The sequence below is a fragment of the Methylophilus sp. UBA6697 genome, assembly GCF_002454655.1.
Taxonomy (GTDB): domain Bacteria; phylum Pseudomonadota; class Gammaproteobacteria; order Burkholderiales; family Methylophilaceae; genus Methylophilus.
Genome location: NZ_DKJH01000031.1, coordinates 47,210 through 68,562 on the forward strand (window position 1 = coordinate 47,210; position 21,353 = coordinate 68,562).

A 21,353-nucleotide genomic window follows, 5' to 3' on the forward strand; every position below is an offset into this window, starting at 1 on the left:
GAATGCAGCATGCCATTTCTTTCACTGACAACAATCTTGTCAAGCTAATTGCAAACACCATGCCAGAGACAATTATTCATAATAATCATGAAGTTATAAATATACACTTCTGCCACACTCTGCACTTTTTGCAGATAGATTGCCACACATTTAATTCATACCCTGCATTTTTTGCAGACACCTTGAAATGAAATTATTTTCATTACTGTTGGAAAATATAAATTTTCCAAACAAAATCAGCAGGTTAACTCATAACACATCAGGCTGATTATAAAGTGGCACATCAATTGCATTTATGGTCGGAGATTTTGAAAAGATGGTGTACCCTCACAATTGTCCGGCTATCAACTATTTTCAAAAAATAACAACCCGTTGCATTTGGCAATCAACACAAAATAGACATGATAAAAAGTCCCTGGTTACCTCAGCCAACTCTGGCGGCACTGTGGTGCGTTTGGATCGCATTAGCGATTGCCATCGTCTGGCTGGCGAATGCAACCGCTCTAGATCTGGCGCTGGCTGACCAGCAATTTGACTTTACACAGCACAGTTTCACTCAAAAGCATGTATTTTTTTATGAAACAGTGATGCATGTGTATGCAAAACAACTGTTTACCGTGATCTGGTTAGCCCTGTTATTGCTGGCCTGGCTGCCCGAGCGCCTGTTAGGCCATCGTCTTTCGACAGCCACCCGTTACAAACTACGCTGGATCGTCTTGCTGGCTTTGCTCAATGCGATTGTCGTCTCCTGCCTCAAACACCAAATGCCGCATGCCTGCCCCTGGGATATCGTACGCTACGGCGGCAGCGCGCCATGGGTGCCTACTTTCACCAGTCATCCGGCGCTAGAAGCTGGTCATTGCTTTCCGGCAGGACACACGACCAGCGGCGTATGGCTGTCTGCACTCGGCCTGCTATGGTTACCGCAAGCCCCTCGCAAAGCCTTATTGGTGACTATTGCCGGGCTCGCAGTCGGCTTCGCCTTGGGCTGGGCGCAGCAAATCCGCGGCGCTCACTTTTTATCGCACACACTGACCTCGCTTTGGCTCATGTGCGGCTGGTTATTAATGGTATTCACTTTTTCCAAGAGTCGTATTGAATGAAAATATTCGCAATGTTTACCCGCACGCTACGCGCGCTGTTCACCCCGCAAATCTGCCTGATCTGGGGCGCGAGCCTGTGGCTGATGCTCACCAGCAACTATGCCTTATTTGAACATCTGCTCAACCTCTATCCATGGAACGCACATAACGCTGGCTTTATCATCAGCATCAGTCTGTTTTTTACCTTTAGCATTACCTTATGGCTGATGCTGCTTAGTCATGGCAAGTCAGCACGCTGGGTGTTGTCCATCATCCTGCTGTCTGCCGCCTGGGCCGCTTATTACATGGATGAGTTTGGCGTCATTATTGACCACGTCATGCTGGACAATGCAGCGAAAACCGACACCCAGGAAGTCATGGGGCTGTTGTCATGGGGATTTTTAATCAAGATATTGCTGCTAGGCGTGATCCCCACATTTATCCTGATCAAAAAAGTGCCAGCCCGTTTTTTCCAGCGCGATCCGATCAGCGTCCGCCTCAAGCAGATTGCCTTGCTACTGTTAGGCATGATCCTGGTGGTGATTCCATGCAGCGCCGATTACGCCACGTTTGTACGTGAGCATAAAATGGTGCGCATGTATGCCAACCCAACATTCTTCCACTACTCAGTGGTGAAATGGACCTCGAAAAAACTGTTTACGCGCAGCATCACCGGCCTGCAAAAGACCGCGACGGATGTGGTCAATGTGGAAGCGGACCAGCACCATGAACTGATCATTATGGTGGTAGGTGAAACCGCCCGCTTCGACCGTTTTTCTCTCAATGGGTATGCCCGTGAAACCAACCCCAGACTCAGCAAAGAGGCCGTGGTGAGTTTTAAACAAGTCTCCTCGTGTGGCACATCTACCGGCGTTTCTGTGCCGTGCATGTTTTCAATGCTGACCAGAAAGCAGTATGACGAAGACAAGGCCTTGCATATGGAGAACGCGCTGGATGTGTTAAACCGTGAAGGCGTCAAAGTGTTATGGCGTGATAATAACTCCGACTCCAAAGGCGTCGCCTTGCGCGTGCCTTACGAGGATTTTCGCTCACCCGCCCATAACCCGGTGTGTGACGACAATGAATGCCGTGATATCGGCATGCTGAGCGGATTGGACAAATTTGTTGAAAAAAACAAAGATCATGACATCCTGATCGTATTACACCAGATGGGCAATCATGGTCCGGAATACTACCGCCGCTATCCGGATGAATTCAAAAAATTCACGCCCATTTGCAAAACTGGCCGTTTGTCAGAGTGCTCACAACAAGAGATTGATAACTCGTACGACAACGCGATTTTGTATACCGATTACTTCTTGTCAGAAGTTATTCAGTTTCTGAAGAAATATGACAGTAATCGTGAGACCGCCATGCTGTATGTTGCAGATCATGGTGAATCCCTGGGTGAGCATGGCATATACCTGCACGCAGCACCCTATATGATTGCACCCAAAGAACAAACCCACGTACCGGCAATTTTATGGGTGGGCCAGCATTTCGACTATCAACTGCCGCAAATCACGCCCTACGCTGAGTATCCCCTCAGCCATGACGATGTGTTTTGCACCTTGCTTACAGCCTATGAACTGAAGTCCGAAATATGCCACGCCGAGTTTGGCTGGCTGGCACAAAACCGCGAGCTACAAGAGGAACAGCGCAAACACTTGCACCCAATCAAAGCAAGCACTCACTAATTACCACTATCACAGCGCAGGCTTGGTGGCTCACTCTGGATTTTATTGGCAGTGAGCCACACCACAGCGCGTACACGCTCATCCAATTTACAGGCCTCAATATAGCCAACAGCACTCTCGGTATAGGCCACATAGCGAATCATGGCCTCTTGTGACTCCACGGTATAAGGCGGCTGAACACCCTGAAAATACAGCCCGTTCCAGTAACCAAGCTGGGCCTTGGGGCTACTATGTAACACCTGCTGAGAAAAGCGCTGACGTAACGGATGCTCAGTAGACAAATTAGCTGGGTGCAAGGGCTTACCCTGATTGCCATACAGTTTTTTGCGCCAGTAAATAGACGCAAGATCATTGACCGTTATGGGTACGCTATAGTTAGGCTGTGCCGACACAATCACCGCAATGACCGGCTCCTCTGCCATCACCAACGACGGCAGGAAACCAGCCAAGAATATCCAGTACCTCAACATGTAAAACTGCATTTAATACATCATCGCAAATGAAGCCGCGAACCCACGCGGCACATCGTTATATTCACCACTACCGCCAATGACTTCAAATTTTAGCAATTGATTGGGCTTGAGGCGTTTAGTGAGCCCAAGCATCCAACGCTCAGCATTCTGGGCAGTGGGTTGACGTAAACTCTCCAGACGGGTAATCCAGTACCAATCATCCTTAATCAAAAAAGCACTTTGTAAATACGCTCCACTGCCCGCGCTCTGGCCACGCTCTGCTTTGCGAGTGTAGGCTTCACCACTCAGCTCCCAGCGATCAATTTCCAGTAAAAAATCCAGGCCAACGATTCGATATCTTGATCCACCAGATTTCTCATCGCGATACCCTGAATAATTCAAGCCTATGGTATTGAGGCCAGCATTCTCGTCGGTAAAATTAAAAACATTATTGATCGAAACTCTGGCGCCATGCGCATCGCGATACTGTGCTGCACCACGGCTTTCTGGTTGTGCATTCATGAGTGCGGTATATACTTGATAGTCTAGTGAACGCTCTTTAAATGCAATGTTCCCAAAGAACTGTGCACCGCTGGTAAAGCTTGGAAATAACTCAGTGGTTGCAAGCGGCCTGCTGGCTGTCCAGACCAAAGGAGAGGCGTGCAGCTGATTCCAGCGACCTAACGGTGTCAAGAAACGACCAATCCGCACATTGCTGTTTTCGTTCAAATTGACATCGAAATACAGACGTTCCGGATTGATATAGGCATCACGAAAATCCACCCCCTGCGAGTGTGTATAACTTGCGGGATCTTCCAGGTCCAGTTCGCCAAAAAACTTGATCCTGGTATTCTTGTCCCAAGTCACGATCATACTCAGTTCATTCCAGGTCAGCCGTGTAGATTCTGTACGTGGAATACGCAAGTCAGCACTGGTATAACCACCCACGCGGAACCCTTGCCAGAAAGAGGATTCCTCCTCTGCCAGTAACGGCTTGCACAACATGCAGAGGCTGATTACACTGACTGCACAACGCAGTAAAATAGTGAACATAAACACTTTCCGATCAAGCAAGTACAACGCCGACAATTAAGTCCGTATTTTCTCATACTCCATGCCTAAACATGCACCTTTAACCATTCGTAAAATGCTGCTTATCGCATTTTTACTGGCGGGCTTGCTGCCTGCATTATTGGTCAGCGTGCTGAGTTTCTATCAGGCACGTACGGCATTGCGCACCGAAATAAAACATGATCTGCAAACGACCGGTCAAGCCGTGGGTGAACACATAGACAGAGTGCTTTTCGAACGCGTACAAAATGTACGTAGCTGGAGCCAGCTGGCCATCATGCAGGACATGCAGATCGGTGATATCGACAAACGTTTGTCCATCTTCCTCGAAGAAACGCGCAACAGTTATGCAACACAATACATTTCAATAGACGTCGTCGACCTGCAATCAAACATCGTCGCCTCCAGCAATCCACGCCGAATCGGTCAACGATTATCCAGCCCCCCCATTTGGTTTTCGTTTAAGGATACGACTCAACCAATGACGATCTATCGGTTACAGAATGACCAACTGATGATTTCTACCCCAGTCATTTCCAATGTCACGTTGCAGCCAATTGGCCATCTGATTGCTACATTTAACTGGGCAGTGATTCATGACTTGCTTAATCATGCGGCGCAACACTCAACAGAGTTGGCTTTAGCAGATGAAAATAAGCACTTACTGGCGCAATCCAGCAACTGGTCGCAACTACGACACAGCCTGCATGCCCACATTGCGATACAAAGCGCACTACCCATCTATGGTTGGGAGGTGCAATTGAATAAAGCGCATGATGTAGCTGTGGCTCCCGTGCATCGACTGGGTGTGACCTTTTTAATATTATTGATTCTGGTTCTAGTATTCTCACTGATTCTAGTCACGCCTATTACAAAAAGTTTTACACAACCCTTGGATGAATTGCTACGTTTTATCAAGCAATTACGCCTACCTGATGCCGCACCTCCCAAGCTCAGTGGCCCGGCAGAAGTACAGGCATTAAACCAGGCATTTACAAAAATGGCAGCTGACCTGCAATCTTCTGAACAACAACTGACCCGCGCTGCAAAATTAGCCGTGGTAGGAGAAATGGCCGCTGCCATGAGTCATGAAGTGAGGACTCCGCTGGGCATCATGCGCTCGTCGGCTGATGTGCTGCTCAGGGAGGCGCAACTGAGTGAAGATGGTCGCGAGGTACTCGGGTTTATTATTTCAGAAACCGAACGCCTGAATAAACTGGTCAGCGCCCTGATTGACGCTGCCCGCCCGCGGCCGCCGAATAAAATCCCGCTGGACCTGCAAGCGCACTTGCAGCATGTCGTCGCCATGCTACAAAAACCGGCGCAGGCAAAGCAAATTACCCTCACACTACAAGCCACACAGCCCGCCATCATTGAGGCAGACCAGGACCAGATGACACAAGTGCTGGTCAACTTACTTATGAATGCGATTCAGATTTTGCCGGAGGGCGGACACATTCAGCTGCAACTCTCAGCAGATGCAGAGTGTGCCCATATTGCGGTGGCAGATGATGGCCCTGGTGTCCCGCCTGCGCAGCAAGGGCATTTATTTGAAGCCTTTTTTACCCAACGCGCTGGCGGGGTTGGCCTCGGGCTAGCCGTGGTGAAGCAAATCATCGAAGCGCACGATGGTACAATCAGCTATAGCACCAGCCCCTGGCAAGGGGCCCAATTTAACTTATCACTTCCGTTAGCGACTGCATAACCATGTCCACCCCGCAACACACTATTTTGGCTGTCGATGATGAACCGCACATGCGCAGACTGCTGGAAATCAGCCTGCGTCAGGCGGGCTACCGGGCGCTGTCTGCGGGCAATGGCCGCGAAGCACTGGAACTCATACAGCAACAGCAAATTGACCTGGTGGTGAGCGACCTGCATATGCCTGGCATGAGTGGTTTGCAATTGCTGAGCGCCATCCGCAAACAATATGAACAGTTGCCATTTATCATGGTGACGGCGCAAGGCGAAATTAAAACCGCTGTTGAAGCCATGAAACTGGGCGCCAGCGATTATATTCTGCGGCCATTTGAACTCGAAACCCTGGAAATCGCTATCCAGAAAGCCCTGGCGGTGAATCGTATCCAGATCGAAAACACGTTTCTAAAGGAAAGCAGCCAACCGCCTGTCACCGGCCTCATTGGCAATAGTGTACCCATGCAATCGCTCAAGCAGATGATTCAGCAAGTGGCGCCAGAACGGGCGACGGTATTTATTGTTGGTGAAACTGGCACGGGTAAAGAACTGGTGGCCAAAGCATTGCACGACGCCTCCTCGCGCAAGTCAGAATTATTCGTGGCGGTGAACTGTGCGGCGATCCCGGTCGATATTCTGGAATCTGAATTGTTCGGGCACGAGAAAGGCGCATTTACCGGCGCAGTAAAAGAGCGGGTCGGCAAATTTGAACTGGCCAATGGCGGCACCCTGTTCCTGGATGAAATCACCGAGATGCCTATCCAGTTACAGTCCAAACTTTTGCGCGTGCTGCAGGAAAACGTCGTCGAAAAACTGGGCGGTAACCGGCAGATTGCGCTGGACGTGCGCGTCGTCGCCGCCACCAACCGTGACCCCTTGCAAGCGGTCAAAGAGGGCAAGCTACGCGAAGATGTCTATTACCGTTTGAATGTGATTCAACTACAGATTCCGCCGCTACGTGAGCGCGGCGAAGATGTTAGCCTGCTGGCTGACTATTTTCTAGGCAAACGCCAAAGCCAGCTTAGCGAAAGTGCGCGCTTGAGCTTGCAGCAATATCGATGGCCAGGCAATGTGCGCGAACTGGAAAATATTCTGGAACGCGCCGCGATTCTGGCTGGCAGCCAGACGATACAACAGCAACACTTGCCTGCCGATATTGCTCAACAGCTGATACCGGTAAACACGGACTCCAGTCCATTGGCCGCTGACAGTCATGACCTGTCTATTCCACGTGCGACGGAGGCAATTGAACGTCGCCTGATCCTGCAAGCCCTTGATGATTGTCAGGGCAACAAAACCAAGGCCGCCAAGCTATTAGAGATCAGCGAGCGCTCACTTTGGAACAAATTGAACCAATACGGGCTGCGTTAGCTAACCGTTTACTCGGCTTAGTTTCAAGTACGCCACAGATAAGCATCCATGGCCAAAATACCATAAGTGTTTTCTGGCGTAAAACGTATGGCCTCACCAATGGCGCTGCCCGCCGCGACAAACAATGGCATCAAGTGGTCTTCACTCGGATGCGCTTGCATCCCTTGCGGACACTGAGCACGGTAATTGAACATGTGTTGCCATTGTTGCGTTTGAATACGTTCAGCCATCCAGTCGGCAAAAGGCAACACATATGGCAAAGGGGCGGCATTTCTGTCAGCCGTAAAAAAATCTGACAAATTATGCGTGATGGCGCCTGAGGCTAAAATCAGCACATTTTGCTCATGCAGGCCTTGTAACGCACGCCCAAGCGCAAACTGTTCAGCTGGCGTGCTGCGACTTTGGATCGACAACTGCGTCACCGGAATATCTGCCTCCGGGTACATCAGCATCAGCGGCACCCACGCCCCATGATCCAGCCCGCGCTGTGGATGTGCTTGCACCGCAATATCCTGCGCTTGCAACAATGCCGCTACTTGTTGTGCCAATGCTGGTGCGCCCGGTGCCGGGTATTGCTTTGCATACAACGCTGGCGGAAAGCCGGCAAAATCATGAATGGTTTCCGGCTGGTTCGCCAGGCTGACTGTCGGTACGCGCGTATCCCAGTGTGCGGAGACAACCAGGATGGCATCCGGCCTGGGCAAGGCGGCAGCCACCTCGGCCAGCACCTCGCCGGTGTTACCCGGTTCGATCGCCAGCGTTGGTGCACCATGTGACACAAACAAGGTCGTCATATGAATACACTCCGCCTATATTAACGGCGACGGTTATCCAGGCTAAACGCACCCGCGCCAAATGCCACCACCATCAGTAAGCCACCAACAATGGTCAGGTTTTTCAGGAACATGATCTGCTGCATTTGATCGGCCAGGTTATTGTGGAACATAAATGCCGTGGCGACAGTAAACACGGCAATGCCGGCCGCGGCCAAACGCGTCTTGTAACCCACCAGCAAAGCAATGCCAAGCACCAGCTCTACAAATAAGGCAATCGCATACGCTACCTCAGGCAATGGCGCGCCTACACTTTGAATATAGCCAATGGTGCCGGCCGGATTCGCTGCCTTACTCAAGCCACTGATAATAAAAATCTGTGATAACAAAATACGACCAGCCACACTGGCTGCGGATTGGATTGCGTTCATGTTGTACTCCTTGTTGTGGTTGTGCGATGCGATGATCAGCCGCACATCGCACACTTCCCTGAGAAAATGTGTACTGCCGTTATTTGGCTGATGAATGGCATTGTATTCCTGAAACAAAAAAATGATAATCCCACGCATAATAGTAAAACTGTCTCATATAGGTTGACAATCGATGGCTTCATTAGAGGAAATGCACTTTTTTGTGGAGGTGGTCAAACACGGCAATTTCACCAGTGCAGCGCACGCGCTTGGGATCTCCAAGCAACTGGTCAGCCGCCGCATCATTGCGCTGGAGGCCAGACTGGGTGTGCGCTTGTTGTTACGCACGACCCGCAAACTGTCGCCAACAGAAACCGGCAAAGTGTTTTTCCAGCGCGCGCAACAAATCCTGCAAGCTATTCACGATGCTGAACTCGAAATCAGTAATCGCTCGGACGAGTTGCGTGGACTGCTTAAAATATCTGTGCCACTGTCTTATGCCAACTTGCGGCTGGCGCCTGCCCTCACTGCGTTTATGCAACAACATCCCCTGGTGGATGTCTGGCTGGATGCAGATAACCGGCATGTGGATATGATTAGCGAAGGCTATGATATGGTGATACGCGTGACCGACCAGCCAGAAGAAGGCATGGTGGCACGTAAACTGGAAGATGCGGCGATGTGCTATTGCTGCAGCCCAGACTACATCGCACGCTATGGCGTACCAAGCTCCCCGCAAGCACTTTCCAAGCATGCCTGCCTCACACACCGGGCAAGTGAGTGGTTATTTACTGAAAACGACCAGATACACCGCATCCCGATTCAGGCACGCTTAAAATCAAACCACGGAGAAGTATTGCGCGATGCCGCCGTCGCCGGACTTGGCATTACCGGCTTACCGGCCTTTTATGTACTGGAAGATTTGCAACAGAGGCGCCTGGTTGAGGTGTTAGCAGAATATCGCATGCAGCGCGCGGGCATTTATGCCATGTATCCCTATCACAAGCAGGTGTCGGCGAATGCACTGGCCTTGATCGAGCATTTGCGCCACTGGTTTCAAGCAACGGCTGCCTGAGTCGCTGGCAGCCGCAATGACGAAACCTTATTCCATTAACATCACGCGCTTGCCGCCATCCACACTGTAACCACCAGGGCCAAATGCGATGATCACCAACAAACCGCCAATAATCGTGGTGTTTTTCAGAAACATAATGACCTGCACCGGATCAGCCATATTGCTGTGAAACATCAATGCGGTGATAAAGGTGAAAATGGCAATCCCTGCTGCGGCCAATTGCGCTTTAAAGCCAACCAGTAAAGCAATACCCAGGCCTAACTCGACTATCAGTGCCACCACATAAGCCACTTGCGGCAAGGGCAGGTGCGCACTTTCGATATAAACAATAGTGCCTGCCGGATCCATGATCTTGGCAATGCCACTAATAATAAAAATCAGAGACAACAAAACCCGCCCTGCAAAACTGACCCAACGCTGCCGTACATTCATACTGATCGCTCCTTGTCATGTTTGAACGCGCTGCCTATCGCCTTATGGACGCTACAGGCATCGGTATGATGCATGCCGGTGACAGATTCCTCCGTATTGACTACCCAGCGACTCAGCCGCGTTTCTGACCACCTGTGTATCACATATGTTACTCTGCACCATTCCGCGCAGAAACACCAGCATGATTTGACATTTAAAAATAACAGTGTTAAGTTAACGATGTTATTTTTATAAATAAAACCGCTGAATGCCTCCCAAGGTTAAAACTGACGCTGAAAAACAGACCGTGCGCATCGCCATTATGGATGCGGCGAGAGAGCTGTTTATTCACCAGGGTGTAGAAGCCGTCACCATGCGTGCCGTGGCACAACGCGTGGGCTATTCAGCCACCAGCCTTTACCTTTATTTTAGCGATAAAGAGCAGTTACTAAGAGCGGTGGTGGATGCGGATGTGATCAAACTGGCGCAAGCCTTAAAATCCACGCTCAGCATCAGCGATCCGCTACAGCGCTTTGTGCAATTCGGGCAACATTATGTGCAATTTGCGCTGACCAACCCCAACCATTACCGCATGATGATGATGACCCAGCATCCTCCTTGCGATCCGGCATTTTCCAGCATTGAACAAAACAACCCGGAGCAGGATGCGTATTCACAACTGATAGGCGTGGTGACCAGCGCCTGGCATGCAGGTGTATTCAAGCCCACCCTGACCGACCCGGCACTGATCGCACAAACGGTATGGGCAGCCATGCATGGCTTATGTGCACTGCAAATCAACCTGGCAGATGATGCCTGGATCAATTGGCGCCCCCTTGAGTCTCGTATGCAAGCCATGTTGGAGATGTGCCTGCATGGATTAATGAAAGAATCTCCGCATGCATAAATCATTCATTATTGTCAGCAGCACCTGCCTTGCCTTACTGGTAAGCGCCTGCCATCAAGCACCTGAAGAAGCCGCAGCACCGCGCCCGGTCTGGGTCATGTCCGTCGGCAACAGCGACACGCACGCTGCGGCCAGTTATACCGGTGAAGTGAAGTCACGCTACGAGTCCAACATTGGCTTTCGCATTGCAGGCAAGATTACTGCCCGCGCAGTCAACGTCGGAGAGCTGGTAAAAAAAGGCCAATTGATCGCGCAGCTAGACCCCAATGACAGCCGTTTAAATGCACAGGCTGCCAATGCCGAAGTACAAACAGCGCAAGCCAATCTGGCATTGGCACAAGCTGAACTGGCACGGCGTCAGCAGCTATATAGCCAAACATTTATTTCAAAATCTGCACTGGATAGTTACGAAACCCAGGTGAAGACAGCGCAGGCACGCCTGGCACAAACCCAGTCGCAAGCCACAGTCAGCCAGCACCAGACTGGCTACACGCAACTGCTAGCCGACCGTTCCGGCGTCATCGGCATGATTCAGGCCGAGCCAGGCCAAGTAGTGGCGGCCGGACAAACCATTGCGCAAATTTATGATTTGCAGACGCTGGAAATTCTGATTGCAGTGCCTGAAACACTGATAGATAGCCTGCATGTGGGCGATAGCGCGCGCGTCAGCCTGAATGATGTGCCGCAAACGTACCAAGGGCGCATCCGTGAAATCTCCCCTGCGGCCAATAGCCAAACCCACGCGTTTGACCTGCGTATTCAATTGCTCAATAGCGATCAGCGCATCAAACTGGGCATGACGGCACAAGTGCGCTTTGAGCAAGCCACGACAGCGCAAACCTTAATCGTTCCCAGCACCGCCGTCACTCGCCATGGCGAGCAGGCCAGTGTGTGGGTGATTGACGCCAAGCACCAGGCTCATCTGCGCCAGGTTACTACAGGCACACTCACAGAAAGCGGCATCGAGATTACCAGCGGCCTGCAGGCACAGGAGACCATCGCCACCATCGGCATCCATACGTTGACCGAAGGCATGCTGGTGCAACCTGTCACGCCCGGCCAAGAGGTATTGCGCTAATGAGCACGCCACACCACAGTGACGAAGCACAAGCCACGCAAGACCTTAACCTGTCGACCTGGGCGCTTAAAAACCAGGCACTGGTGCTATATTTTATTGTACTGACCTTGTTAGGCGGTATTTTCGCCTACACACACCTGGGCCAGTCCGAAGACCCACCGTTTACCTTTAAAGTCATGCTGATTCGCAGCAGCTGGCCTGGCGCCTCAGCCCAGGAAGTCGAGCAGCAAGTCACGGACAAAATCGAGAAAAAGCTGCAAGAAATCCCGTCTATCGACTACACCAGCAGCTACTCCCGGCCCGGCGAATCAGTGGTGTTTATCGTCATTCGCGACAATACGTTTTCGGAGAAAATCTCGGACCTGTGGTATCAGGTACGCAAGAAAATCGGTGATATCCGCCACACTTTCCCCAGCGACCTGCAAAGCCTGACCTTTAATGACGAATTCAGCGACGTCTACGGCACCATGTACGCCATCACCGCTGACGGCCTCAATCCACAACAATTAAAACGACAAGCTGAATGGGTACGCGCGCGCCTGCTCAAATTACCCGACGTGGAGAAAGTCGATTTATTTGGCGAACAACCACAAAAAATCATCATTGAAATTTCCAACCAGAAACTGACCTCCCTGGGCATCAGTCCGGCGCAATTAGCGCAACTGCTGCAACAGCAAAACGCAGTCACAGGCGCAGGCACCTTCGACACAGGTCCGGAAAGAATCCGGCTGGATGTAAGTGGCCGCTTACAAACCCTGGAAGACCTGCGAAAATTCCCGATTCGCGCAGGCAACCAGAACCTGACCCTGGGAGATATCGCCACCATCAGACATGGTTATGTCAATCCGCCCGCACAACGTATCCACTTTAACGGCACCGCTGCTTTATTGATTGGCGTCAGCATGCAACAGGGCGGCGACGTCATCGCCCTGGGCAAAGCCATGCAGCAATCCATCACCAGCGTACAAAAGCAATTGCCGGTAGGGGTGCAGTTGCAACTGGTCACCTCGCAACCAGACATCGTGCAACACTCGGTACATGACTTTGTACGCTCGCTCAGCGAAGCGCTGATTATCGTGCTGGCCGTCAGCCTACTCTCGCTAGGCTGGCGCACCGGCATTGTGGTCGCAGTGGCGATTCCCATTGTGCTGGCAGGCACCTTTCTGCTCATGGACTGGCTGGACATCGGCTTACACAAAATCTCGCTGGGCGCGTTGATTCTGGCACTCGGCCTGCTGGTGGATGACGCGATTATCGCCGTCGAAATGATGGCCGCCAAAATGGAGCAAGGCTGGGACCGCATGCAAGCGGCATCGTTTGCCTATACGTCCACGGCCATGCCCATGCTGACCGGCACACTGGTCACGGTGGCGGGCTTCTTGCCGATTGCCACCGCCGTATCGTCAACGGGTGAATACACACGCTCTATTTTCCAGGTCTCGGCTATTGCACTGACACTGTCCTGGATCGCAGCGGTGATTGTGATTCCTTTTTTGGGCTATCACTTGTTACCCAAGGCCGAGCACGCCACCAGCGAAGCAAGTGCTCGCCATCCGGTATCACTCTATGAAACAAGGTTTTATCTGCGACTGCAAAGCATCGTCGCCTGGTGCGTGCAGCACAAAGGCAGTGTCATTCTGGCCACCATCGCCCTGTTTGTGGTGGCCATGTTGAGCTTCGGCAAGGTGCAGCAACAGTTCTTCCCGGACTCCACACGGCTTGAGGTCGTGGTTGATTTACGCCTGGCCGAAAACGCCAGCGACCAATCTACTGATGCTGCCGTCAACCAACTGGAACAATGGCTGCAACGCTGGCAGAAACAGCATGGCGCACTGCAAAACGTGGTGTCTTATGTTGGCTCGGGTGCGCCACGCTACTACCTGCCGCTGGATGTGCAGTTGCCACATCGTGCCTTTGCCCAACTGGTGATTCTGACCAATAACCTGGCACAGCGCGAAGCACTACGCAACGACCTGCTGGCACTGTTTGAACACGATTTCCCGCAATTACGCGGTTCTGTGTTGCGCCTGGAAAACGGCCCGCCGGTGGGCTTCCCGGTACAGTTTCGCGTCGACGGGCAAAACCTGCCAGCCATCCGTGAGGTTGCTCACAAAATTGCTGATGCCATGCGCGCCAACCCGCATTTGCGTAATGTGCAACTGGGTTGGGAAGAGCCGAGCAAGGTCATTCATGTCGATATCGACCAGCACAAGGCTAGGTTGTTAGGCGTCAGTTCAGCAGACATTGCGCAATTGCTGAATACGCAATATTTCGAGCAAATGGTCAGCGAATTCAGGGAAGGCAACGAGCGCATAGACCTGGTCATGCGCAGCAGCAATGAACAGCATGCCCAACTATCACAACTGGCGCAATTAACGGTATTAAGCCAGCGTGGCGAGCGCGTACCGTTGGCGCAAGTGGCCAATATTCAACATGGTTTTGAAGAGGGCGTTATCTGGCGACGCAACCGTGTGCCTTCGCTCACCGTACGTGCGCATTTACGCGGCAATATGCAGGCACCAGTGGTGTCTACTCAAATTCAACAAGCGATTGCGCCCATTTTGAAAAAACTTCCTCCCGAGGTCACGGTTGAAACTGGTGGTGCCATTGAAGAGGCGGCCAAGGGCGCCACATCGGTGGCCAAAGGCGCACCGCTGTTTTTGGCCGTGGTGTTTACCTTGCTCATGTTGCAGTTACGCAGTATTTCCAACGTCATCCTGGTCGTGCTCACTGCGCCGCTGGGCATGATAGGCATCACCTTTGCGCTGCTCATTTTCAATATGCCGTTCGGCTTTGTCGCTATGCTGGGCAGCATTGCGCTATCCGGCATGATCATGCGTAACTCGGTGATCCTGGTCGACCAGATCAAGCAGGATATTGCCGAAGGCGCCTCGCTGGAACAAGCCGTAGTGCAATCCACCGTACGTCGCTTCCGGCCGATTGTACTCACGGCTGCCGCGGCCATCCTGGCCATGATTCCGCTCACACGCAGCGTATTTTTTGGCCCGATGGCGGTAGCGATTATGGGCGGGCTGGCAGCAGCAACCATCCTGACCATTTTGTTTGTGCCCGCACTGTATACATTCTGGGCTGGATTCACGGCAAGAACCATGCAATCACGGCGCAATAAACTATAATACAGCTATCAATTATCGACCATTGGGATTCAAGACATGACAGATCAGGCAACCGCACGTTTTAACATGATTGAGCAACAGATTCGCACCTGGGAGGTGCTGGACCCGCAAGTACTGGCGACGTTAAACAATATGCCACGCGAAGCCTTTGTCCCAGAAGCCTATCGCGGGCTGGCGTTTGCCGATATCGAGATCCCATTGGCGCATGGCCAGCAAATGCTCAGCCCTAAAGTGGAAGGCCGTTTTTTGCAGGCGCTGCAACTGCAAGCCAAAGATAAAGTGTTGCTGGTAGGCGCAGGCAGTGGCTACCTGGCGGCACTGATGGCGCAGCATTGCGCACAAGTGACCGCGCTGGAAATCTTCCCCGAGTTATGCGCACAAGCGACGCAATCGCTGACCAAACAAGGCATTCAAAACGTGCAGGTGATTGAGTTAGACGGCCACAACGGTTACGAATCACAAGCGCCTTACGACGCGATTGTGTTTACTGCGTCCAGCCCGGTGGAGCCCGAAGGTGTGCGCTACCAGCTCAGCATCGGCGGCCGCCTGCTGATCGTGCTGGGTCAGGCACCAGTGATGCAAGCCACCCTGATTCAACGCCTGGCAGAGCACAGCTACAAACAGGATGTGCTGTTTGAAACCAGCCTGGCAGAAATGCAAAATGCCCCACAGGCTCAGGCATTCAGCTTTTAAACCTCTCAGCCATTACACCCAAGACGCCGATGACCTTCAGCCGCCCTGCTCACTGGATATTGCTCCTAAGCAGCCTTTGGCTGGGGCCATGGGCAGAAGCCGCCCCGCAAAGCCTGTTTGATGTTTATCTGCAAGCCAAGCAAAACGACCCGCAACTGGCTGCGGCTGGTCATGGCAACCTGGCGGCACAAGAGCTGATTGAGCAAGCCAAAGCAGGCTACCGCCCCAACGTAGCGCTCAGTGCCAGCACCACTGCCAATCACACCGACCTAAAGTACAACACCGCCAATGTACCGCTGCCAGCAGGCGTCAACCGTTTTGAAGGCTATGCCGCCAAAGTGGAAGCGCGACAGCCCATCTACCGCAAAGAAAATCTTGAGCGCATAGACTTAAGCAAGGTGCAGGTCAGTGTCACCGACAAGCAACTACACCTGACCCAGCAACAACTGATGCTGCGCACCACACAGGCCTATTTTGATGTGTTGCAGGCACAAGACCGCATCGAATTGCTGGCCGCGCAAAAGCAGGCCATCCAGCAACAGCTGCAACAGGCCAAAGCCAGCTTTGAGGCCGGGATCACGACCGTCACTGACCTACACGAAGCGCAGGCGCGCTACGACCTGATCGTGGCCCAGGAAATTGCGGCAGAAAATGAGCAAGCTGTAGCGCAGCATAGCCTGCAAGCCATCATAGGCAACCCGCCACAAACGCTGGCAAAAGTGCGTGACGACCTGCAAATCACACCGGCCCTAAAACCCATGCAAGACTGGCAAACTGTGACTGCCGCCAGCAACCTGAATATTCAGATCCAGCAGGCACAGATTGAAATCAGTGACCGCAATATCAGCATCGCCCAATCCGGACACTATCCCACTCTTGATGCAGTCGCCAGCTACACCGATAGCCACTACAACGGTAGCCAAAACCGCTTTGGGACAGACCTGCAAAATGCGGTGATAGGCGTAGAGCTCAACGTGCCGATTTATCTGGGTGGCGCGGTAGACTCTCGCATCAGGCAGGCGGCTTACAACAAGCAGAAAGCACAGGATGATCTCGAAAACGTCCACCGCCAGACCATGTTGGAAACACAACGTGCTTACCTAGGCTTGAGTAGCAGCATTGCACAAATCAAGGCACTGGAACAGGCCTTGCAAAGCAGCCAAAGCCAGTTAGACGCCACCAAGCTCGGCTATGAAGTCGGCATCCGCACCAGCGTAGACCTACTTAATGCCAGACAACAACACTTTAGCGCCAAACGCGATTTACTACAGGCCCGCTACAACTACCTGGTCAGCATCATCCGCCTCAAAACGGCCAGCGGCATTATCAACGAAGCCGACCTGCAGGACATAGACCAGCAACTCACCAAGAGATAGCCATGAAATCTGCCATAGCCAGCACAGATGCTATTTGGATGTTGATTGATGTGCAAACGCGGCTATGCTCCGTGATGCCAGAAGCCACCATGGCAACGGTGAGCAAGAATACCCAACGCTTGCTGCAAGCAGCGCAATTACTCAATATTCCGCTGTGGGTCACCGAGCAATACCCGGAAAAACTTGGCGAGACCTTGCCAGACCTGCAATCATTACTCCCTGAATACACCCCGCGCACAGCCAAACTCGCCTTTTCCGCCTGGCATGAGCCCACCTTGCAGGAATCCTCCATCAGCGTTGCGCCACAAGTCGTGCTCTTCGGGCTGGAAACGCATATTTGCGTACTACAAACCGCCCTCGATGCACTCGCCGCAGGCAAACAAGTGTTTATCGTAGAAGACGCCGTCATCTCCCGCACAGAAGCCAACCGCGATAACGCCATCGAAAGAATGCGCAGCGCAGGGTGCATTATCACCAATACCGAATCCATGCTATTTGAACCTATGCAAGGCGCGACACATGCGCAGTTCAAGGCTGTGTCGGCTCTGATTCGTTAATTCCAAATTAAAGTGTAAAGCTGGGCATATGAATCAAATCGAATGGAATGATTTCACCAAAGTAGAGTTAAGAGTGGGGCGCGTGATTGCCGCCGAAGTGTTTGCCGAAGCACGCAAACCCGCTTACAAACTGCAGATAGACTTTGGCCCAGAGATTGGCGTACGCAAATCCAGTGCTCAAATCACAGCGCTTTACAGTCCGGAAAGTTTAATCGGCAAACAAGTGGTCGCCGTGGTGAATTTCCCGCCCAAACAAATCGGGCCCTTGATGTCAGAATGCCTGGTGACCGGCTTTCATGATGCAGAAGGAAGAGTGACTTTATGTGTGCCGGAACATGCGGTTCCACTGGGCACAAAGCTTCTGTAACTACTTAAGTAATAGCCTTTTTTGCAGATTATCTAGACACACAGGGATGTTAACTAGATACATTGAGTTCAACGCCGTGCCAAGCAGTAATATACTGCTTGGTGTTCTCATATTAAAAACTCGCCCAAATGAATGCGATTGATCTTATAAATGACAGTAGTTATGGAAGACGTGACTTTGTCGGCATCAATCTGAAACATCAAGATATTTTTAACACATTTCTAAAAGTCACTCATCCGGAATTATTCGAAAATGATTTATCAAATCTCTTCTCATCGCAACATCCCGTCATTTTTAGAAAAATTAATGGGCTTAATTTAGTAGACGCAAACCTATCAAACTCAATATTATTCAAGTCTAATTTCAAACGTACCAACTTCGAACGATCAAGCCTTAACCACTGTGACTTAAGATTTGTTTCGTTTGCTAACTCAAATTTGCGCTCTAGTACGCTGATTGGCGCTGACTTAAGATTTGCAAATTTCAGTGGATGTGACTTATCAAATGCAGACCTTACCAACACCAGACTCGACTTCGCGTCATTTGAAGGTGCTATTCTTGATAACACAAAACTTGATGACGCATCGCTTTTTAGTACCAATTTCAAAAATGCAGATTTGCATAATCTAGATGTCTGTGGCGCGGATTTAAGCAATTCAGAATGCTACAAAACAAAATTTAGCAAATGTGAGTTTTACGATGTGCAATTTGATCATGCAAGTTTTACCAAAACCTACTTCATAAATTCATTTATTAAAAACACAACGTTCAAAAATTCAAGACTTATAAGCAACAAACTTATTGAATCTACATTCGAGAATTGCAACCTCACTAAATCAGAACTAACAGATTGTGGCTTTAACTATTCGAAAGTTATAAATATCAATTTTGAAAATTCAAATTTGTTGAATTTAGAATTTAACAATTCACAAATTATTAAACCCTATTTTGGAAACACAAAATTAGATCGCTTATCTATATCGCATAGTGACTTAATTAATCCGACTCTTGAAAGAACAATTTTCATCAATACTGACCTATCGTTTTTTAGCACTTCTAACGCAAGACATCAGGGACAGTCGTCAGTAGATTACCAATCAATAACAAAAACATTACACTCCTCTAAACTGAGCCCACTTAAAGTAGACCCTGTACCCGAAGTTAGAGAGTTTTTAGAGAAAACGGGGATTCCCAGTATTTCTGCTATGTACATAATTGACTCAATAAGGTCGCTTAACCCAAACCAGCTAAGGTCACTAATGCAATCCACATTTATAAGTTACGGCGGCCCCGATGAGGAGTTTGCAAAGAAACTTAATGCTGACTTACAGAGAAATGGCGTTACTACATTCTTCTTTCCAATTGATGCTTCTTTTGGTGAAAAATTGCATTCAACCATGCGAAAAGTTGATGACTATGACAGAGTTATACTTATTTGCTCATCTCAATCACTAAATAGAAATGGTGTTCAAAATGAAATCGAAAAGACGCTGGAAAGAGAAGCTAGAGAAGGTGGCGAATCTTTAATTATCCCAATAGCGATTGACGATTACATTTTTAATGAATGGTCGCCAAAACGAGCTGCACTAAAACAAGAAATTCTGAATAGGGTAGTTGCAGACTTTCGCGATACTCAGAATTACCAGAATCAATTTATTAGGCTTTTACAATGTCTGAGGAAATTAGATTAACAACTCACTTAAGGCGTACCCTCTCGAGGAAGTTTGAGAGATGAAGTTAAAGGGAGATTGAAACAAAAATATACAGATTCGCTAGCATGAGGAGAGAGACAAATACCTCTTCGTAAAGATGTTTAATTGCTTTTAATGACAATCAATCTATGAGCAAAATCAGATTACCTTCTAGACTCTACAAATATCAGGCATTCGAATCGCGCTCGCTTGAAAACTTAAAAGCGCATGGCATCTTCTTTAACTCACCGCTTAGCTTCAATGACCCGTATGACTGTGCAACGAACCCCTTTGTAAAGCGCCCAAATCAAAGTGAGGTAGAAGAAATACGAAAAAGATATCTTGCCGACCCAACAATACCTACCAATGTTAAAAATGAGTTAAATAGAAAAGGTATTAGTGACTTACAGGACATGCTGGAGAATTGCGGCAAAAAGGTCATTAAAGAAACAATTAATCGTTTTTTAATTGAGAGAGGGGTTACTTGTTTTTCGGAAAAAAATGATGATTTACTAATGTGGGCTCATTATGGTGGAAGTTACAAAGGGTTTTGTTTAGAGTTTTCTACTGACTTTCAACCATTCTCATCTGCAAAAAGAGTTAGCTATCATGAACGGATACCAGAAACATCAATAACGCCGTTTCTAACAGATACCAATCATGATAATGATACTGACCTTGATTTAGTGGCTGATTTTTTCTGCATAAAACCGTCCTCATGGTCATATGAGCAGGAGTGGAGAATTATTCATCAACAAAAAAATACACTTTATCACTACGAGGCTAATGCGCTAACTGGAGTATATTTTGGCCCTGAAATTTCCCAAGAAGCATTGGAAATTATCTGCCTCATTTTGCGTGGACAAAATCAATCAGTAAAGTTCTGGCAGGGCAAGCGAAGTGGAAAAGAGTTTAAAGTGGAGTTCAAGGAGTTTAACTACATATCACACCTTGAAGCCAAAGGGTTGGGGCTGTTGTAAACGAGATGCTCTCATTAGTACAACTGCAAAATCAAATCACGGCAGTAAGTCAAGAAACCTTTGACCACTTAAGCCAGAGCCGCTTCATATGAGCGCATCGAAAGTTTGCGTCTACCTCGGGATAATATGCACCTTTGCATGCGTCACCCCAGTCTGTGACGAGATTGCATTTACACACGCTTCTACCTCGCCAATCTTGCCTTTTAGAATCACCGTCTCCATGCAGTTGTCATGATCCAAATGCACATGCTGGGCAGTGATAATCACGTCATGATGGTCGTGTTGTAGTTGATTTACCCGGCTGGCGAGCTGGCGTTCGTGATGATCATAAACATAACTGAGCGAGGCAACACACTCGGCCTGCGCGTGATCGGCATCCTCAATCACAGCCTCATCGAGTGCTTTACGCACGAGGTCACGAAAAGCTTCTGAGCGGTTGACGTAGGCCCGAACGGCGACCAATTGGTCAAAGGCGTCGGCCAGGTCGTCCTCAACAGAAATCGTGATGCGTCGCATGGGCTAAGTCCTCG

At 50.0% G+C, this 21,353-nt stretch carries 20 protein-coding genes; 14 read left to right on the plus strand and 6 right to left on the minus strand.

Annotated features, from left to right (window positions below):
• Positions 1-401: 401 nt before the first annotated feature.
• A complete protein-coding gene (locus B3355_RS09240) occupies positions 402-1,103 on the plus strand; it encodes a phosphatase PAP2 family protein (RefSeq protein ID WP_292782973.1) in 702 nt (233 codons plus the stop codon).
• On the plus strand, positions 1,100-2,779 hold the full coding sequence (locus B3355_RS09245) for a phosphoethanolamine transferase (protein WP_292782976.1): 1,680 nt from the start codon (positions 1,100-1,102) through the stop codon (positions 2,777-2,779). Before B3355_RS09240 ends, B3355_RS09245 begins: the two co-directional genes overlap by 4 nt.
• Here B3355_RS09245 and B3355_RS09250 read toward each other — a convergent pair.
• Both B3355_RS09250 and B3355_RS09255 read right to left on the minus strand, forming a co-directional pair.
• Entirely contained in the window at positions 2,776-3,249 is a 474-nt protein-coding gene (locus B3355_RS09250; RefSeq protein ID WP_235272994.1) for a hypothetical protein, read from the minus strand. The two genes, B3355_RS09245 and B3355_RS09250, sit on opposite strands and share 4 nt — an antisense overlap.
• Before the next feature lie 12 nt (positions 3,250-3,261).
• On the minus strand, positions 3,262-4,284 hold the full coding sequence (locus B3355_RS09255; RefSeq protein WP_047515796.1) for a hypothetical protein: 1,023 nt from the start codon (positions 4,282-4,284) through the stop codon (positions 3,262-3,264).
• Between the two features lie 94 nt (positions 4,285-4,378).
• Between B3355_RS09255 and B3355_RS09260 the strand changes: the two genes are divergently transcribed.
• Both B3355_RS09260 and B3355_RS09265 read left to right on the plus strand, forming a co-directional pair.
• Positions 4,379-6,007 (plus strand): sensor histidine kinase, encoded by a 1,629-nt coding sequence (locus B3355_RS09260; protein ID WP_292782983.1) that lies wholly within the window; start codon positions 4,379-4,381, stop codon positions 6,005-6,007.
• 2 nt (positions 6,008-6,009) lie between these two features.
• Complete coding sequence (locus B3355_RS09265) at positions 6,010-7,368, plus strand: sigma-54-dependent transcriptional regulator (RefSeq protein WP_292782986.1); 1,359 nt, start codon at positions 6,010-6,012, stop codon at positions 7,366-7,368.
• A gap of 23 nt (positions 7,369-7,391) precedes the next feature.
• Here the strand turns inward: B3355_RS09265 and B3355_RS09270 are convergent, their stop codons facing one another.
• Together B3355_RS09270 and B3355_RS09275 are read right to left on the minus strand one after the other, a co-directional pair.
• Positions 7,392-8,162: a DODA-type extradiol aromatic ring-opening family dioxygenase gene (locus tag B3355_RS09270; RefSeq protein ID WP_292782989.1), complete on the minus strand. Its 771-nt coding sequence runs from the start codon at positions 8,160-8,162 to the stop codon at positions 7,392-7,394.
• Between the two features lie 20 nt (positions 8,163-8,182).
• Entirely contained in the window at positions 8,183-8,572 is a 390-nt protein-coding gene (locus B3355_RS09275) for a DoxX family protein (RefSeq protein WP_024930945.1), read from the minus strand.
• 172 nt (positions 8,573-8,744) lie between these two features.
• Between B3355_RS09275 and B3355_RS09280 the strand changes: the two genes are divergently transcribed.
• Complete coding sequence (locus B3355_RS09280; protein ID WP_292782996.1) at positions 8,745-9,626, plus strand: LysR family transcriptional regulator; 882 nt, start codon at positions 8,745-8,747, stop codon at positions 9,624-9,626.
• Between the two features lie 27 nt (positions 9,627-9,653).
• Here B3355_RS09280 and B3355_RS09285 read toward each other — a convergent pair whose 3' ends face one another.
• Positions 9,654-10,058, minus strand: coding sequence for a DoxX family protein (locus tag B3355_RS09285; protein WP_292782999.1), 405 nt, complete (start codon positions 10,056-10,058; stop codon positions 9,654-9,656).
• Positions 10,059-10,305: 247 nt separating this feature from the next.
• Here B3355_RS09285 and B3355_RS09290 point away from each other — a divergent pair, with 247 nt between their 5' ends.
• The 9 genes from B3355_RS09290 (at position 10,306) to B3355_RS09330 (ending at position 20,823) form a co-directional block, all read left to right on the plus strand.
• Complete coding sequence (locus tag B3355_RS09290; protein WP_024930948.1) at positions 10,306-10,944, plus strand: TetR/AcrR family transcriptional regulator; 639 nt, start codon at positions 10,306-10,308, stop codon at positions 10,942-10,944.
• Positions 10,937-12,022, plus strand: coding sequence for an efflux RND transporter periplasmic adaptor subunit (locus tag B3355_RS09295; protein WP_292783004.1), 1,086 nt, complete (start codon positions 10,937-10,939; stop codon positions 12,020-12,022). Before B3355_RS09290 ends, B3355_RS09295 begins: the two co-directional genes overlap by 8 nt.
• Positions 12,022-15,159, plus strand: coding sequence for an efflux RND transporter permease subunit (locus B3355_RS09300; RefSeq protein WP_292783007.1), 3,138 nt, complete (start codon positions 12,022-12,024; stop codon positions 15,157-15,159). Before B3355_RS09295 ends, B3355_RS09300 begins: the two co-directional genes overlap by 1 nt.
• Before the next feature lie 36 nt (positions 15,160-15,195).
• On the plus strand, positions 15,196-15,852 hold the full coding sequence (locus B3355_RS09305) for a protein-L-isoaspartate O-methyltransferase family protein (protein WP_047515785.1): 657 nt from the start codon (positions 15,196-15,198) through the stop codon (positions 15,850-15,852).
• Between the two features lie 29 nt (positions 15,853-15,881).
• On the plus strand, positions 15,882-17,228 hold the full coding sequence (locus tag B3355_RS09310) for a TolC family outer membrane protein (RefSeq protein ID WP_292783011.1): 1,347 nt from the start codon (positions 15,882-15,884) through the stop codon (positions 17,226-17,228).
• Between the two features lie 2 nt (positions 17,229-17,230).
• Positions 17,231-17,785 (plus strand): isochorismatase family protein, encoded by a 555-nt coding sequence (locus tag B3355_RS09315; RefSeq protein WP_292783014.1) that lies wholly within the window; start codon positions 17,231-17,233, stop codon positions 17,783-17,785.
• A gap of 28 nt (positions 17,786-17,813) precedes the next feature.
• Complete coding sequence (locus B3355_RS09320; RefSeq protein WP_292783018.1) at positions 17,814-18,152, plus strand: tRNA-binding protein; 339 nt, start codon at positions 17,814-17,816, stop codon at positions 18,150-18,152.
• Positions 18,153-18,280: 128 nt separating this feature from the next.
• Positions 18,281-19,843 (plus strand): toll/interleukin-1 receptor domain-containing protein, encoded by a 1,563-nt coding sequence (locus B3355_RS09325; RefSeq protein WP_292783021.1) that lies wholly within the window; start codon positions 18,281-18,283, stop codon positions 19,841-19,843.
• Positions 19,844-19,992: 149 nt separating this feature from the next.
• A complete protein-coding gene (locus B3355_RS09330; protein WP_292783024.1) occupies positions 19,993-20,823 on the plus strand; it encodes a DUF2971 domain-containing protein in 831 nt (276 codons plus the stop codon).
• A gap of 111 nt (positions 20,824-20,934) precedes the next feature.
• Here B3355_RS09330 and nikR read toward each other — a convergent pair whose 3' ends face one another.
• A complete protein-coding gene (gene nikR, locus B3355_RS09335; protein ID WP_292783027.1) occupies positions 20,935-21,339 on the minus strand; it encodes a nickel-responsive transcriptional regulator NikR in 405 nt (134 codons plus the stop codon).
• Positions 21,340-21,353 lie beyond the last annotated feature (14 nt).

Bases quoted from the DNA above. Each gene is read 5' to 3' on its own strand.
- B3355_RS09240 (WP_292782973.1), top strand. From the start codon at position 402: ATGATAAAAAGTCCCTGGTTACCTCAGCCAACTCTGGCGGCACTGTGG.
- B3355_RS09245 (WP_292782976.1), top strand. From the start codon at position 1,100: ATGAAAATATTCGCAATGTTTACCCGCACGCTACGCGCGCTGTTCACC.
- B3355_RS09250 (WP_235272994.1), bottom strand. From the start codon at position 3,249: ATGTTGAGGTACTGGATATTCTTGGCTGGTTTCCTGCCGTCGTTGGTG.
- B3355_RS09255 (WP_047515796.1), bottom strand. From the start codon at position 4,284: ATGTTCACTATTTTACTGCGTTGTGCAGTCAGTGTAATCAGCCTCTGC.
- B3355_RS09260 (WP_292782983.1), top strand. From the start codon at position 4,379: ATGCTGCTTATCGCATTTTTACTGGCGGGCTTGCTGCCTGCATTATTG.
- B3355_RS09265 (WP_292782986.1), top strand. From the start codon at position 6,010: ATGTCCACCCCGCAACACACTATTTTGGCTGTCGATGATGAACCGCAC.
- B3355_RS09270 (WP_292782989.1), bottom strand. From the start codon at position 8,162: ATGACGACCTTGTTTGTGTCACATGGTGCACCAACGCTGGCGATCGAA.
- B3355_RS09275 (WP_024930945.1), bottom strand. From the start codon at position 8,572: ATGAACGCAATCCAATCCGCAGCCAGTGTGGCTGGTCGTATTTTGTTA.
- B3355_RS09280 (WP_292782996.1), top strand. From the start codon at position 8,745: ATGGCTTCATTAGAGGAAATGCACTTTTTTGTGGAGGTGGTCAAACAC.
- B3355_RS09285 (WP_292782999.1), bottom strand. From the start codon at position 10,058: ATGAATGTACGGCAGCGTTGGGTCAGTTTTGCAGGGCGGGTTTTGTTG.
- B3355_RS09290 (WP_024930948.1), top strand. From the start codon at position 10,306: ATGCCTCCCAAGGTTAAAACTGACGCTGAAAAACAGACCGTGCGCATC.
- B3355_RS09295 (WP_292783004.1), top strand. From the start codon at position 10,937: ATGCATAAATCATTCATTATTGTCAGCAGCACCTGCCTTGCCTTACTG.
- B3355_RS09300 (WP_292783007.1), top strand. From the start codon at position 12,022: ATGAGCACGCCACACCACAGTGACGAAGCACAAGCCACGCAAGACCTT.
- B3355_RS09305 (WP_047515785.1), top strand. From the start codon at position 15,196: ATGACAGATCAGGCAACCGCACGTTTTAACATGATTGAGCAACAGATT.
- B3355_RS09310 (WP_292783011.1), top strand. From the start codon at position 15,882: ATGACCTTCAGCCGCCCTGCTCACTGGATATTGCTCCTAAGCAGCCTT.
- B3355_RS09315 (WP_292783014.1), top strand. From the start codon at position 17,231: ATGAAATCTGCCATAGCCAGCACAGATGCTATTTGGATGTTGATTGAT.
- B3355_RS09320 (WP_292783018.1), top strand. From the start codon at position 17,814: ATGAATCAAATCGAATGGAATGATTTCACCAAAGTAGAGTTAAGAGTG.
- B3355_RS09325 (WP_292783021.1), top strand. From the start codon at position 18,281: ATGAATGCGATTGATCTTATAAATGACAGTAGTTATGGAAGACGTGAC.
- B3355_RS09330 (WP_292783024.1), top strand. From the start codon at position 19,993: ATGAGCAAAATCAGATTACCTTCTAGACTCTACAAATATCAGGCATTC.
- nikR (WP_292783027.1), bottom strand. From the start codon at position 21,339: ATGCGACGCATCACGATTTCTGTTGAGGACGACCTGGCCGACGCCTTT.